This window comes from Paenibacillus sp. GD4 (genome assembly GCF_030846225.1).
GTDB classification, from domain to species: domain Bacteria; phylum Bacillota; class Bacilli; order Paenibacillales; family NBRC-103111; genus Paenibacillus_G; species Paenibacillus_G silviterrae.
Window position 1 is genome coordinate 824,707 of sequence record NZ_JAVCYK010000001.1, and the last position, 15,786, is coordinate 840,492.

Annotated in this window: 11 protein-coding genes; all 11 read right to left on the minus strand. The window is 55.0% G+C overall.

Annotated elements, in window-relative coordinates; all coding sequences use genetic code 11:
• Nucleotides 1–46 precede the first annotated feature (46 nt).
• The 11 genes from RAC89_RS03880 to iolC all read right to left on the minus strand — a co-directional run bounded on the left by RAC89_RS03880 (nucleotide 47) and on the right by iolC (nucleotide 15,775).
• Nucleotides 47–1,237: an MFS transporter gene (locus RAC89_RS03880; RefSeq protein WP_306611899.1), complete on the minus strand. Its 1,191-nt coding sequence runs from the start codon at nucleotides 1,235–1,237 to the stop codon at nucleotides 47–49.
• Nucleotides 1,221–3,497: a glycoside hydrolase family 88/105 protein gene (locus tag RAC89_RS03885; protein ID WP_306611901.1), complete on the minus strand. Its 2,277-nt coding sequence runs from the start codon at nucleotides 3,495–3,497 to the stop codon at nucleotides 1,221–1,223. Before RAC89_RS03885 ends, RAC89_RS03880 begins: the two co-directional genes overlap by 17 nt.
• A gap of 18 nt (nucleotides 3,498–3,515) precedes the next feature.
• On the minus strand, nucleotides 3,516–5,255 hold the full coding sequence (locus RAC89_RS03890; RefSeq protein ID WP_306611903.1) for a hypothetical protein: 1,740 nt from the start codon (nucleotides 5,253–5,255) through the stop codon (nucleotides 3,516–3,518).
• Between the two features lie 4 nt (nucleotides 5,256–5,259).
• Nucleotides 5,260–6,207: a sugar phosphate isomerase/epimerase family protein gene (locus tag RAC89_RS03895; protein WP_306611905.1), complete on the minus strand. Its 948-nt coding sequence runs from the start codon at nucleotides 6,205–6,207 to the stop codon at nucleotides 5,260–5,262.
• Nucleotides 6,208–6,238: 31 nt separating this feature from the next.
• Complete coding sequence (locus RAC89_RS03900; RefSeq protein WP_306611907.1) at nucleotides 6,239–7,111, minus strand: carbohydrate ABC transporter permease; 873 nt, start codon at nucleotides 7,109–7,111, stop codon at nucleotides 6,239–6,241.
• 26 nt (nucleotides 7,112–7,137) lie between these two features.
• Nucleotides 7,138–8,049 (minus strand): ABC transporter permease, encoded by a 912-nt coding sequence (locus RAC89_RS03905; protein ID WP_284644905.1) that lies wholly within the window; start codon nucleotides 8,047–8,049, stop codon nucleotides 7,138–7,140.
• 138 nt (nucleotides 8,050–8,187) lie between these two features.
• Nucleotides 8,188–9,795, minus strand: coding sequence for an extracellular solute-binding protein (locus RAC89_RS03910; protein WP_306611909.1), 1,608 nt, complete (start codon nucleotides 9,793–9,795; stop codon nucleotides 8,188–8,190).
• Nucleotides 9,796–10,094: 299 nt separating this feature from the next.
• Nucleotides 10,095–12,314 (minus strand): helix-turn-helix domain-containing protein, encoded by a 2,220-nt coding sequence (locus RAC89_RS03915; protein ID WP_306611911.1) that lies wholly within the window; start codon nucleotides 12,312–12,314, stop codon nucleotides 10,095–10,097.
• Between the two features lie 145 nt (nucleotides 12,315–12,459).
• On the minus strand, nucleotides 12,460–13,911 hold the full coding sequence (locus tag RAC89_RS03920; RefSeq protein ID WP_306611913.1) for a CoA-acylating methylmalonate-semialdehyde dehydrogenase: 1,452 nt from the start codon (nucleotides 13,909–13,911) through the stop codon (nucleotides 12,460–12,462).
• Nucleotides 13,911–14,756 (minus strand): class II fructose-bisphosphate aldolase, encoded by an 846-nt coding sequence (locus tag RAC89_RS03925; RefSeq protein ID WP_306611915.1) that lies wholly within the window; start codon nucleotides 14,754–14,756, stop codon nucleotides 13,911–13,913. Before RAC89_RS03925 ends, RAC89_RS03920 begins: the two co-directional genes overlap by 1 nt.
• A 29-nt stretch (nucleotides 14,757–14,785) precedes the next feature.
• Entirely contained in the window at nucleotides 14,786–15,775 is a 990-nt protein-coding gene (iolC, locus tag RAC89_RS03930; protein ID WP_306611917.1) for a 5-dehydro-2-deoxygluconokinase, read from the minus strand.
• Nucleotides 15,776–15,786 lie beyond the last annotated feature (11 nt).

Consider the following 15,786-nt stretch of genomic DNA (forward strand, 5'->3'; position numbering starts at 1 on the left):
GCGGCAGTCCGGTTGAATGTTCCGGCCTGCCGCTTTTGATTTTCCGTTATACCTCCATTTCCGGAACCTTCCGTTTCAGCTTCGTCTGAACAGCGCCTGACATCAGCAGAAACCCGACCGCACTTACCACGCATAGGACCGCCGTCGTCCGGTACATAACCGGGAACCCGTAGCTGTCGATCAGCCAGCCGCCGACGTTGCTTGCCGTCAGCATGGCAAGATTCGAGCTGACGGCGGCGAAGATGGTTTGACCCGTTACGCTAAGACCGGGCGGGCTTTCCTCATGAATGAAGCCAATGCCCGCAGCAACGAATAAGGCAAAGGTCACGCCGTGAAGCATCTGGGAAAGCGCCAAAACGGCAAACGGAGGGTCGAGCGAAATCAGAAACCAACGCAGCCCTGCAGCCAGCGCTACAATGCACAGCAGTCTAAAGTAATGAAATCTCCTGATCAATCGGCTGGCGAAAACGAAGAGCGGAAGCTCCGACAAGGCGGAAATCGTGTTGAGTATACCGATCCTTGCGGCGGCATCCTCCCCTGCCCCAACGTAAATAGAGAAAAACACATTGTTTACGGCGGAGCCCACCGACACCCCGAAGATCAGCAGCAGAAAAAGAAGCAGCCGTCTCTGTGCAAGAAACGGCCGCAAGCCGGCAAGCAGCGATGTCCGCTTCCAGCCGGACACGCCTTGCTGCTTATCAAATTGAAATAAAGTGGCGAACAGGACAGCCATCAAACACCAATAAACCCAGAACATCGCCTGCAGTCCTGTGCCCCGGTACAGCAGTCCGATGCTTCCCGCCGTAACCGCAAAGCTGATGGAGCCGAGCACGCGAATGCCTCCGTAGCTGAACCCATGCTTCTCCGCATGCCTTACGGTCAGTGATTCCGCAATGGGAACCATCGCCGATGCGGTTAACGCGAGACCGAGTGCCGTTACCGCATATACGGTGAAATGCGTTCCCGCGAACAAGTACCCAAAGGCTATGAGAGGCGCAAGCAATGTGGAGAGCATCAGCAGCGTACGCTCCATACGGAACCGGTCGCACAGCATACCCCAGATCGGCTGAATAAACAACCCCAGAATCGGGCCAAGCGAGAAAACGATGCCTACCTGTGTATGGCTCAGCCCCTGTTCGGAAAACCAATAGCCCAAATACGGATACAACGCCGCCTGGCCCATGTAAAACACAAAAATATACTGGTGCATCGAATATTTGTCAGCCTCGAATTTCATGGGGCTCCTCCGACCTCTCCCTGCTCTCCGTCAGCTTACAGATTTCGATTCCGGCCAGCATCATAATGCCGATCCCATGATTGTCATTGGTGACGGTCCGCAGATCTTCTTTATAATATTCGGCATGGAAAGCATATCTGGAGCCGCTGCAAACGCCATACACATTCCCGTGGCGGTCAATCGCCTTGCTTGTCAGCCCCTCCCAGCCGCGCAGCGCCTTGCTGTAAAAGGGCTCTACGGAGCGAAGCCAGCCATGCCGCACCCCTCGTGCGAAGGCATAGGTAAACATCGCCGTGCAGGAGGCCTCCTCATAGGCGTCGGGATCGTTCAGTACCTGACGCCATAAACCGCTCTCGCATTGCAATGCGGCCACACCCTCGCACATCTCGTTGTAAAAGTCGAGAATCGCAGGACGGTCCGGGTGCTCCTCCGGAAGAACGGCCAATATCTCGGACAGCGAGAACAGGCACCAGCCGTTACCGCGCCCCCAAGGGATATAAGTTGCGGTGTTGTATTTGAAATCGTAGACATGGGACATCACGTTCCATTCCGGCATAAACAGATACTTTTTGTACAGGATGAATTGCTTGGCGGCATCGTCGAGATATTCCCGCTTGCCTGTAATTTGGTAATAACGCACCAAGAACGGAGTGCTCATATAAAGATCGTCCGCCCACAGCGTATTCTCCGAATACTCGCCGGCGCAAACCCGGTAGTAAGCCCCGTCCGCCTTGCGCTCAAGACGGCGGTGAATAAAGTCCGCAATGACGTCCGCCACGGCCAGATAGCCGGGGTCCCTGCTCTCCTTGTACGCCTCCAGCATGGCGGAGCCGAACGAGCCGCAGTTGTCGAGCATTCTCATCATCACCAGCTGCTGATTGACGGCGGGAAACCCGTACCTTTCTTTATCCCACAGCGAATACTCATACATATCGGTGCACAGCTTGATGTGCTCTTCAGCATAGGCAACCATGTCGCGCCGCCCTAACAGCCGTCCGGTTTGGAGCAGTCCGTACATGGTGACACCCAGCGGATAATCCCAGCGGGCAAAATTCGTTACGCCGCTTGTCGTCCACTTGCTGCTCAGCAGCGCATTCTCGTAAAACGGCCGTACTCTGAGGCCAGGCCCATCCAATTGCCAGTACGTGTGAGCGGTGAAGGAATCCCCTCTTTGAGACTTCGGGGCTTTGGTCCGGAATAAGCTCCTGACATTCCGAAGCTGATCCGGCGTATAGCTTATCTCCTGATCGAACGGGCCGGCATAAAGCCACTTTTCATCCGTTCCGCGGACCGGATGAGGCTGCACCCACTCACACGCGGACTTACCAATGGAAGCGGAAATTTGGAACCCCCACCCCGCAGCTCCACACGTTGTTCGGATCAATACATCATGATCTCCCGGTTGTGTAAAAGCCGGAAGCTCGTGAACAAAATCCCCGGCTTCTTCCCTGCTCATGACCTCAATCCCGTTTAGCCAGACCGTGATGGGACCGGCGCTATATCCGCTCAAGCGGACTGTGCCTCCGGCTGCAGGAACCTTAAGCCTCGACCAGGCATAGGCGCTCTTCCCTTGCTTCAGACCGAACATTCGCTCGCACGGGAGCACGGATCGCTTCTCCTCCGGCCACTCCCTTTGCGGGTACCAGACGAGTCCGGTTTCCGTCTCCGGGCCCCGCAGGTCCGGCCAGGCGCCTTCCTGCCACGAATCCTCACGAAGCGCCTCCGTATGCACCCAGCCTGCCTGGCCGCTTCGCTCTGTGAACGGCGCCAGCACATTCAGTATCCGCACCTTGGCTTCCTCCGTTCCCAGAAGGCAGCCGAAGCCTGCCGCCGTCTTCCTGACCTTGACTACGAGCGTATTCCACCCCTTAGCGAAATCTACCCCTATAAGCACACCCGCATCGGGCCCCTTCTTGATTTCATCCGTCACCGTGGAACGATAGAGGAGCTTGCCGTTTACATACAAACGTACCGGTCCTAAACAACGCAGGCGAAGATCGACGGACCGCCCCGTTTCTCCCCATACCAAACCGCACAAATAGGCGTAATCGCCCAATCGGGCCTCGGGGAGACGGTCATTCATATTCATATCGAACAAGCCTTCCTCATCCTGCAGGATCCCGTTCTCATAGCTGGCCCGCAGCACGAACGGAATGGGGGGACTTGCCCCGATGTAACGTCCCGCTATCGTTTCCACAATTCGGCGATCGTCACCAAGCCAATAACGGATGCTTTCGAGCTCGTCTAGATAAGTAGTCACAGCATGACAACCCCTTTATTATGAGAGACGTAAAGTGAACGTATGGTCAAACGGCGTGATGAGGTTGACCAGCACCGTTCGAATACCGGGACGAACCGGATTGACGCGAAGGACCTTGATTCTGTGCTCATGAGCGCCTCCCGTCAGCTCCATCCAATCGCCGCCCGCTTCGAGTCGAATCGAGCCCTCGCTCCAGAACCAGGCGTCCTTCTCAAGCTCCTGCAGTCCATCGCCCCTTAGCATGCCGTTCAGCCCGAAGGAGAAAGCCACTTGGGTGAACACGTCGGGCAGGTCATCGCCAAGTATGTGCAGCTGCCAGCTGTCCTGCTGCCGCGTAACCTCCACCTGCAGGCGATGCTTCTGCAGATGCGTAACCGGCCGTTTGTGATGCGGCAGCAAGTACCAGGGGCTGATCCGTCCCGCCGCCGATTCCGGAAGCAGCACCTTGGGCACCGGCCCGTGGTACCCTTTCTCCATCTCGGTCCACATCCGATACCCGTGGTCCGCACGCTGGAACTGCTCCATTTCTACCAGACCGGGAGTAAACGAGGTATACATTTGGGTTCCCAGCAAGCTCACCTCACCGTGTCTGATGGAGAAGAAAGAGGGGGCTCTGGTCACGATGGTAGTGCTCGTGTCTCCCTCGCGGTGCCTTACGACCGGCGAGCCGAACGCCAAATGCATGGCGCTATGCTGAATTTTGTCATGGTGTCCGACGCTCCTACGCTTCAGCAGATCCTCGGCTACGGGGTGATGCTCATTGATTACCTTCGTATAGCTTGTCGGCAGCTCGGCCCGTTCCAAGCCGGTAAGCTTGGTTTGCGGAAACAGCAAATAGCCGAGCAGCGCATGATTGTTCACCGGGCCTAATCGGGACAGATGGTCCGCAGCCAGATCGGACATCGCTGCAAAAAGGGGATTCCGGTCATGCGCGGCCATCAGGCGATACACCAGAAAATATTCGGAAAGATCGGCCCTTTGCCCCACATCCTGCCGTTCGGAGTACTCCGTCACGACATCTCCGTTCGGATGCACAAGATACGTCATCATCTCAAGGTTACGCCGCACCGGATCCAGCAGCTCCTCCCGCTTCAGCAGGCGGGCGGTATGGTACAGCATAATATCGTTGACGGTATTGTAGATGCCATGGCTCCGCTCCGTCCATTCCCCGTCCTCCGTACAATCGAGGCCCTCGGCCAGCCATTCGTCGGCTCGTTCCACGAGAGCCTCCAGCCGGAAAATATCATAGAGCCACGCTAGAGCGGAGGTCAGGACCCAACGATGGTTCGGCGTATGGCAGCCTCCCGTCAGCATAGCGGGAATCGCGCGCCCCAGAAACAGCTTGATCTTCCCTTCCACACCGCGAAGCTCCTGCCATGGCTGGCTTTCCAGCAGCCGGTAGAGCTGCCCGAAGCCGGTAATGACAAAGCCCGTATCCGGCGGCGAATGGTAGTTGGTCGATCCGAGGGAGATGGTGCCGTCGGAATGCTGCTTGTTTAGCATGTAGTCGGCCGCCCATTCCAGTCTGGCCGCAACTGCGGTATCGTGATAAAACTCGGAATCCGGACACACCAGGGCGGACGCCATACCGGCCATGTAACCGGCCGTTCCGCCGTGTGTCGGACTGGGGACTCCCGTCGCTTCGCTTATCACCCCGCCGAAATAGCGGCTGCCGGGGTCCGTCACCTGATTCGCGAGAGCGGTCCGGACGTGGTCGTCGTTCATCTTCACTAATTTTCGGTATACGTTGTCTTCCATCCTGTCACCTCGGGAGTGCAGCAATCTTACGCTGCAGCAGTGTATGGCTTTGCTCGATTTCGATGGGCTTGCAGATCGCCTTCAGCTCATAGACCTTAAGCGGGGCGTCGCGAACAATGTCCAGGAAGTCGTCGAACACCTCCGTGCCGCTGTGCACATACGGACAGTAGTGGTCGGACAAACCGACCGTCTCATGAATATGGATCCCGTAAATGTACGGCTTGAGCTCACGCGCATCCTTTACGCTGTCATATAAGCCCATGCGGTCCATCATCATGGCATGCCCGAAGTCATACCACAAATAGACAGGTGCGCCCTTCAGCTTATCAATGATTGCCTTCGCCTCCTGCGGGGTCGGCATTTGATAGCAGCGTGAGCGCGTCTCGATGCCGACGGCCACCTTGTAGCCCTTCTTGGCGATATAGTCACTAACCCGCTCCAGACTCTCACCGATAGTGCGAGCGTACTTCGGGCTCAGCGCCTCGCGCCTCTCCAGCATCTCGGTCCATAAGCTGCGGTACGCCTCCGATTCCTTTCCCGCATCGTGGTACAGCTTCTTCAGCCTGGAATCGATATTGTCCTCGAACGGAACCTCGCCGGGATGCACGACTACCGCCTCCGCTCCGTACCGGGCCGCATAATCGATAGACCTGCAAAGCAGCTCGATCGCGCGCTCCCGCTTCGTTTCATCCTCGAAGCCAAGCAATACCGAGTCCGTTCCATAATCCGGGTCCGGGTCATGCGGGAACGTATTGTGCACGCTGGAGATACCGATCTCCCCCCGTTCGATCATCGGCTCAATGGTTTGCAGCAGCTCTTTGGTCACGTTATAATTCAGCTCCACACGCCGGAAGCCCAGCTCCTTGATCTCTTCGATCATTCCACTTCCTGTGGTATGCTTCTTGATATTCCAGCATGTCGAGAACGAGTATTCGCCCTTATCTGTAAACACACGGTTCAACTCCTGTTTCGTCCTGGATCGCTTACCCCTTCACGGCCCCCAGCATAATGCCGGACACAAAATAACGCTGCAGCCACGGATACACAACGAGTATTGGAATAGTTGCGAACATCACGCTTGCCGCCTTCAAGCTCTCCGGCAAAAATTGAACCACCTGCGTGCCTTCCAGCTGCATCAGGTCGTTAATCATGTTGTTCATGATCAGCTGGTACAGCTTGAGCTGAAGAGGATACATTTTCGGATCGGTAATATAAAATAAGGAATCCATAAAGCCGTTCCAGCGGTTCACCGCATAGAAAAGACTTAACGTCGCAATAACGGGCATCGACAGCGGAATCACAATCTGCCACAGTACACGAAAGTGGCTCGCTCCGTCGATTTCCGCCGATTCATGCAGACTGCTTGGTATGGATTGAAAGAAATTAATCAAGATAATCAAATTGAACGGACTGATGAGCAGCGGCAGAATCAACGCCCACATGGAATTGACCAGGTGAAGCTCCTTGATGAGGATGTACTCCGGAATGATCCCTCCGCTGAAAAACATCGTAATGATAATCAGCACCATAAAAAACTTCTTGCCTCGTAAGTAGGATTTGGTTAGCGGATAGGCGGCGATGATCGACATCACCATGCAGGACACCGTGTATATCACCGTCAGCATCACCGTAAAGCTCATGGACTTCAGCATGGAAATATCCTGCAGCACCTTCTTGTAAGCCTCCATGCTGATTTCAATCGGGAACACCGTAACCTCACCCGACATGATAGCCCGATTGGAGCTAAGAGAGATGGAGAGAATATGCAGAAACGGAATCAGGCACAACAGCAGCGCCATGCCGATAAACAGATGGATCATGAGATCGACGGTACGATCGCTCGTTCTGACTTTCATAACAAGGGGCCTCCTTTCTATAGGCGTTAAATAATGCCTTGCTCTGTTGTTTTCTTGGCGATGAAGTTGGCCGTCAATATAAAGATCAGTCCCACGACAGCCTGGAAGAAGCCGACACCCGTAGCTAACGAATATTGGGCGGATTGCAAGCCCATCTTGTAAACGAAGGTGCTGAGCACCTCGGAATATTCACTGACCGAAACGTTGCCGAGCACATACGGACGTTCGAAGCCGATCTGCACCAGCTCGCCAAGCTTCATAATGAGCAGCACCACAATCGTCGATTGAATACCGGGCAGCGTGATGTACCGGATTTTGGTGAGCCTTCCGGCCCCGTCCACCTCGGCAGCTTCATAGAGCTCCTTGTTGATTGCGGTAAGAGCAGCCAAGTAAATGATCGTTCCCCAGCCTGCACTGTGCCATACGCCTGTCGCCAGATAGGTGACGAGCCAGTATTGCTTGTCGGACAGCCAAGGGATGGCTTCCAGTCCCATATTCATGAGCAAGGTGTTCACCATGCCCGACTTGGTGGCGAATACCTGGTACACGATCCCGCCTACGATGACCCAAGAGATAAAATGCGGCAAATAAAGAATCGTTTGAGATAGCTTCTTGAACACCATGCTTTTGAGCTCATTCAGCATAATGGCAAGAATAATCGGCGCCGGAAACGAGAACACCAAGTCCAAAAAGTTCAGCATCAGTGTGTTTCGCAGAGCCACATAAAACTCCCGCATGCGGAAAATTTCCTTGAAGGTGGCAAGACCTGCCCACTCGCTTGCGTTGATGCCCTGAAACAGGTTAAATCTCTTAAAGGCGATCGTAACGCCATACATCGGACCATATTTAAAGATAAGAAAATAAACGATCGGCAAAAACAGCAGTGCGTATAACTGCCAGTTCCGGCGCATGTATACCTTGAATGCCGGCCGGCGCATCTGAGCCGCCGCTGTGCCGGGACGGTCCTGTGAAGAAGCGGTGATGTCCAAGGCGATAACCCTCCCCTGCTCCCTCGGAAGCGCTTCATGCATAAAACCGGACACCGACTTTATGCATGAAGCTTACCTGGGATCGAATTATTTTTTCTTCATTTCCTGATAGGCTGCCTTACGTTCATTGACAATCTCCTGACCGCCGCTGTTCAAGAAATCCTTCAAGCCCTGCTCATACGTCTTATCGAAATCCGCAGGCTTAGCCATCACGGACTTCACCAGCAGCTCGTGGTATTTATCCACCAGACTGGTCCCATATTTGACCTCCGCTTGGATCGGCTTAGGGAAGCGCACCATTTCCACAGTGTCCGTCAATGAAATTTGGCGTGCAAGCTCAGCGTCCTTGGCATACTCGTTAGGGAACCCTTTGACGGCCAGCTTCGTATTCTTGGCTTCGTCCCCGAGGTCCTGCCCGTTACTGATGATAATAAAGTCACCGTTGTTGAAAAACTTATCCTTCGTTTCCTGATTATCGATACGGATCGGAATGCCGTCGTCCAGCTTGTAGTTCTTGCCTTCGTCGCCGTTCATAATTGTGAAGTAATTGTCCTTCTGTGCCATGAAATCAAGATATTTGATCGCCGCATCGATGTTCTTGCTCGTCTTCGGCACCATGATATACATCCCTGCAGGAATATACTTCGGCTTTGTGTGCTTCCCGTCCGCGCCTGCAAACGGATCGACAGGGAACAGCTTGGCGCCCTTTATATTCGTTTCCAGAACCTTATAAACTCCCGGAGTGGCGTTAAGCGGGTTGGTGTTATCCTCGCTGAACAGGCCCACCTTGCCGGTCATCACATCCTGATTCAGCTTTTTCTTATCCTTATCCAGTCCGAAGTCCGGGCTCAGCATTCCTTCATTTTGCAGCTTGTTCAGGAATTGAAGCGCTTCCTTATGACCCGGAGTCAATACGGGATAATCTCGCGACCCAAGCTGCATACGCAGCGTATACGTCTCCTCCTCCGTCAAATCCTTCTTAATGAAAGGCCATATAATCGGCTCATAGGACGACGGAGCCAGAGCCATACCGAGCGGAATCAAATCCTTGCCTACCTTGCCGGGATCCTTTTCTTTAAAAGCCTTTAAGGTGTTGTATACCTCCTCCGTGTTCTTCGGAACCGGCAGCTTCAACGCATCCAGCCAATCCTGGCGGATAAAGGAGGCATACTTGCCCAGGTTCACGCGTCTAGCCGGGATGGCATATTGAACGCCGTCAAATTTGCCGTATTCCAGCGTGTCCTTCCCTAAAAACGCTTTCAGGTTTTTGCCGTGCTCATCCAGCGCCTTGCCTAAATCCGCCAAACCGCCCTGCTGCACATAGTTGTAGACCAGGTTGCTGTCATACGTAAATACAATGTCCGGCGCATCGCCGCCGCTGGCCATAAGCACATTCAGCTTCTGAACCTCCTGGGCACGCGGTACGGGGACGTACTCCAGCTTGATGTTGTTCGGATTGCCGAATTTCTCCTGCATCCACTTCGTCCAGTAGTTATCTGTAGCCGATTGGCCTGCCGGAGCGTTTCCACGGTCGAACATTTCGATTTTTAATGTAATCGGCTTTTTCTCAGTGCCGCCGCTGCCGCCTGCACCGCCTTGCGCAGGTTCATTGCCGGCGCATCCGGCAATCACGCCAAGCGCCAAAGCCGAGCTGATCGAAATAGATAATGTCTTGTTCCATTGATGTCTTTTCAAACTGAATCCTCTCCCCTTTGTGAAGTTTCGATCCGTTTCCTGCTGACTGCCTGAGCTGCATCCGGAACACAATTCGGTTATACCCCGGCCTCCCGCCGCTTGACAACAAACAAGATTCCGCGATACCAACCTTTCGTCCAAAGCCGCTTGTCAGGCGAAAGCAACCGAAATCCGCCGTTCAAACACCCGCTATTTCCCAGTCTGACGCGGCCTAGAACTGATTTCCGAAGCACCAACCGAATCCCGTCAGGGACAAAAAAACCGTGACGGACGTCACGGTAAGCCTGCTGCATTGCAGGTTACATTAATTTGCGGTAATCCCCGGGCGTAGCTCCGACGATTTTCTTGAAGGTCCTGCCAAAGGAAATCCCATGGGTGTACCCGACCTTCTCCGCTATGTCCTGAATCGGTTCATTCGTTTCCAGCAGCAGCTGCTTTGCCTTCTCCATGCGGAGCTGCACCAGGAAGTCGACAAACTTCAAGCCGAATTGCTCTTTAAACAGCTGGCTTGCATACTTCGGACTAATTTCGAAACGGTCGCTCAGCTGATTCAAGCTGAGGTTCGGGTCGGTGAAGTGCTCTTCGATATATTTTTTCATCGCTTCCAGCAAGCCCGTCTGGCTCTTGGCATCCCTTAATGCGACGTAATGCTGGAACAGCTCGTCGAGAGCGGCTATAAACACGGTGCCGAGTTGTTCCACCGACTCGGCTTCCGCCAGGCTCCGGACTAGATCCGGAGCCATCCGATCCCAACCGCGGCCCAGCTCCTCCGGCATCTCCTCCAGCTCTCGGCGGAACAGGTGCACCATATAATCGAGCAGGCTCCGAATTTCCTCGTCGTTCAGACGGTCCTCCGTCATATGCTTGAAAATCTCGCGAAGCACGTCCGACCACGCCGGATTCGTCATCCGATAATATTGAACGGCCGACGTTACACGCTGATAATACTCGTACGCGCCCTGCGCCTGACTGCGCTGTACCTCCGAGCCGATGGAGACATGGTTGCTGCCCAGCGTCAGTCTGTGCCTAAGCGGATACATCGCTTCCAAATAGGAGGGGTGCAGAGCGGACAGCTCCCTACCGACACTTCCGATACCAACCGTTACGGAAAATTTTAAATTTTCCTGCACCCACTGCCGGAACGATTCGAGTATCCGCTTGAGCTGCTCCTCGTCGAAGCCCTCTTCCTGCCTGATCAGGAACAGCGCAGCCAGACGGTCGTTCGTTACCCATTCGGTCCAGACGGAAACCTCCCCCTGCTTCGCAAACTCGTGAATGACATTGGTCAGCACGAACTTCAGCAGATGCTGATCCCGTTCGGTGTACTCCTGCTGAAAAGCCGAATAACGGTCAATTCGCGATACCGTCATTGCCAGCCGGGAAAATTCGTAATCCAGGTTCAGCCGCTCCATGCGCGCCTTCCATTCGGACCAGGTAATCTCACGCTCGCCGCTCAGCAGCTCCTGATAAAATTGCTTCCGGTGGATCATCAGATCCTCCTGAAATCGCTTTTCGTACACGTTCGTTTGGTCGATCAAGCTCTCCAGCGCCTTTTCAATAAAGGAGAACTCATCTACCGGCGGTTTGCCCTGAAGAACGTAGCGCTGTTGATAAGCTTGGATCCGCTGTAAAATAATTTCAATCGGTTTATAATTCCGCCTAGTAATATACACCAGATAGACGATGCACAGCAGCAGCACGATAACCCCGATCGTAACCCATAAATAAGATATGACGGACACCCATCCGAACAGCTGCCCCACCTGCAGTCCGCTCGTAAACGTCCAGCCGAGGTAGTCCGATGGAATCTCGCTCAGCACCTTGCGGTTCTTCTCCGCCGAGTGATTGCCCGCCAAGGGGTACAGAAGCTCTTCCCGATTATGAATTTCCATGAAGGTCAGCTGGCTGTCCACCATCTCGTCAACGACCCGAAGCAGCTCGTTAGTCCGCACGTTGATGACGACGAGTCCTTGGTTGCCGAAGGGAAGCAGCGCCCGTTTGCTCATCGTAATGACATTCTCCTCGGGCTCGGAAATAAATTCCCGAAACTTCCGCGGGGACGACCATTTAAGACGCGGGGATGCCGCTACTTCTTGCTCGATAAAATTCTTGTCATAGAAAAACTCCAAGGGCTCCGCCGAGCCGTGGGTAAGCACCAACCGGTCGCTGAACCTGTAAAAATAGACGGAGTGCAGCAAATACTGATTCGTCATTAAACCTTTGGCGACCTCCGATAGGCGGTAACGGACCAGAGCCTGATCGGTATTCGGCTTCGGATCGAAAAATTCGCCCACATTCGGATTCGTGACCATTTCCTTCAGCACGGTCTGTTCTATGCCGCGCAGCGTGGACTCCACCGTATCCACGACATAGGCGGACGAGATCCGGCTCGCCTTCTCGGCCTCCTTCTTGGAAACCTCCGTGACCACAAGAAAGGAAATGAATAATATGGTGGAGATTGCAACGAAAAAGACAGGGAAATACGATAGCAGCAGCCTTTTGTACCAATTATTCTGCATGGGTCACCTCACTTCAGCCAGTCGGCAGAGCACTGAAAACGCTTAACTACCTTTATTGTACAACGCATAGAAAAACCGGGTCAACTCATGGGACATCATGGTTGATCCGGTTGCCGGGTTTGGAAAGCCTGCAGCGTGATGTACTTTAGTATCTTGCCACCATCATTTTCTTTCTCGTATAAAATTCTACGCCGTCCTTGCCGTTCGCATGCAGGTCGCCATAGAACGATTTCTTATAGCCGGAGAAGGGGAAAAAGGCCATCGGTGCAGGCACTCCTACATTAATGCCGAGCATGCCCGCGTCTATATTCTCGCGATAGTGACGGATCGCTTTGGCGCTGTCCGTATACAAGCAGCCGCCGTTAGCGAATTCCGAGGCATTGGCGAGCGCAATCGCTTCGTCCAGCGTATCCGCCCGAACGATCGAGAGCACCGGTGCGAAAATTTCGTCCGACCAAATCTTCATCCCTTGCTTCACATGGTCAAAGATCGTCGGTCCGACGAAATAGCCATTGCCGGAGGCTGCGGCCGCCTTACGGCCGTCGAGAGCGAGAATAGCTCCCTCCCTCTCGCCGGTTTCAATGTATTGAATCGTACGAGCCTTTTGGCTGTCCCGAATGACCGGTCCGAGGAACACGCCCTCCTCCAATCCGTTGCCGATCGTAAGCCCTTGCGCCGCTTCCAGCAGCCTTTGAACGAGCGGTTCTGCGACCTCGCCGACGGCTACTACCACAGAGGTGGCCATGCAGCGTTCGCCGGCCGAGCCGAAGGAGGCGTTGATAATTTCCTTCACCGTGAGATCCAGGTTGGCGTCCGGCAGCACGATCGAGTGATTCTTCGCGCCGGCAAGCGCCTGCACCCGTTTCCCGTGGGCGGCTGCCGTCTTGTAGACGTATTCGGCTACCGGCTGCGAGCCGACGAAGGAGATGGCGTTCACGTCCGGATTCTCCAGCAGGCCGTTGACCACGTCATGAGCGCCGTGAACGATATTCAGCACGCCCGCCGGCAATCCCGCTTCCGTGAACAGCTCGGCCAAGCGGTTCGCCAGAAGCGGCGTGCGCTCCGACGGCTTGAGCACGAACGTGTTCCCGCAGGCGATCGCCAGAGGAAACATCCAGCAGGGCACCATCATCGGGAAGTTGAACGGCGTGATTCCCCCGACAACTCCGATCGGATAACGGTACATGTTCGATTCCAGCCCCGTCGCGATGTCCGGGAGCGTGCTGCCCATCATGAGCGTCGGAGCGCCGGCGGCGAACTCCACGCACTCAATGCCTCGCTGTACTTCACCGTAAGCCTCGCCGTAGCTTTTGCCGTTCTCTTGTGTAACCAATCGCGCCAGCTCGTCCCAGTGCTCCACCAGCAGCTGCTGATAGCGGAACAGGATGCGGGCACGGCGCGGCACCGCTACCTGCTTCCACTCCTGATAGGCCGCCCGGGCTGCAGCAACCGCACGATCCAGATCCTCTCGGGTAGACAGCGGAACTATGGCAAGGGTTTCCCCGGTAGCCGGGTTCGGTACGATTTCGGTACGCTCAGAGAGGGACGGTATCCATTCTCCGCCGATGTAATTGTGCAAGGTTCTTATCTCTGTCATTACGATCTCTCCTCCTCAAAGCCTAATAGGGCGAACTTGCGCTTCGCAGCTTCCTCCACTGCCTGCATCGGACGCTGGAACAGGCTGATCCGGTCGAATTCCTTCGGCCGATCGTTCAGCTCCTCGCGAAGCGTGTGCCCGAAGGCCATGCGCAGCGCCGTGCCGATATTGATCTTGGCAACGCGGTACGTCGTCAGCCTGCGAAGCTGATCGTCAGGAACGCCGCTTGAGCCGTGGATGACCAGCGGGATGCTGACCCGATCCTGAATGGCCTGCAGCCGGGCAAAGTCGATCTGAGCCTCCTGCGCTTCCATCCGATGCACCGTGCCGACGGATACCGCCACGGCGTCGATCCCTGTTTCCCGGACGAATCGTTCTACCTCCTCAGGGTCGGACAGCTCATGCTTCATGGCGATGGCGGGGTCCGAGTAGCCTACGGAGCCGATCTCCGCTTCGACGGAGACGCCATGCTGATGTGCATAAACAACGATTTCCTTGGTCAGGCGGATGTTTTCCTCCAGCGGAAGCTGAGAGCCGTCGTACATGACGGAGCTGAAGCCGTGTTCAATCGCCTCCGCGCACGCATCATAGCCCTTGCCGTGATCCAGGTGAACGCACACGGGCACGGAAGCCTCTCTAGCCGCCTGCAGCATGAGCGGAGCCAGATAAGGCACCGGCATATGCTTCAGCGCAGGAATATTGGCGGCCAGAATGACCGGCGCCTTCATGGCCTCCGCCGCACGGATGACCGGAAGTATATCTTCATAGCCGTATACATTAAAGGCGGGAACCGCGTAGGACCGGTTTGCCGCCTGATCGGCGATTTCTTTTAACGTGACTAGCATGGTTGTCGTTCTCTCCTTGCCTTCCGAATTTAACGGTGCTGATCGATAATGCTCTGAATTTGCTCCGCCGTCGGCATCGCATCAGAGCAGCTGTGGCTCGACACGACGATAGACGCGGAGGCGGCGCCGAATTCCTGGGCTCTAGGGATATCCCATCCGTTCATCAACCCGTAGATGAAAGCGCCTGCGAAGGAGTCTCCCGCACCGAACGTCTTGACCACATTCGCCGGGAACGTTCTTCCCTTGTAGCTCTCGCCTGTTTTGGTGAAGGCAACGGAGCCATCGCCGCCGTGCTTGACCAGCACGATCTTCGCCTGATGCGCGAACCATCGCTTTGCCGTCGCTTCATCGTCCTTCTGCAGCGGACCGAAGGGCAGCTCCAGCAGGTCGAACTCCTCGCGTCCGCCCAAGATGACGTCGCTCTTCTCAGCGATCAGGCTGCAATAGATCCCCGTTTCCTCGCGGGATTTCCACGTATAAGGGCGATAATCGATGTCGAAGAAAACGACGACCTGATGCTTGCGTGCCAGCTCTACCGCCTTGAATACGGCTTCGCGGGACGGACTTGCCGCAAGCGCCGTTCCCGAGATCATGATCGCCTTGGCCTGCGCGATATACTCCTCACGGATGTCCCCCGGCTCAAGCTTCAGATCGGCGACATTATCGCGGTACATGAGAATGCTGCACTCCGTCGGCGATTTGATCTCCGTGAAGGCAAGACCGGTCACCGTACCGGACAGATCGGTAATGACATTGGAGGTATCAATGCCCCGCTCCTCCAAATACTGCGTAATAAACCTTCCGTGCTGATCGTTCGACACCCGGCCGATAAAGCCCGATTTCAAGCCCAGCTTTGCGGCGGCAATCGTAATGTTAGCCGGCGATCCCCCCACATACTTCGTAAAGGTTCTGGTCTGCTCCATCGGCCGATGAATTTCATTCGCGTTCAGATCGATGCACAGACGGCCTAAGCCGATAAAATCCATAGGACGTGACGCATCAAACGATAATAAGGTCATGCTTTTCTCCT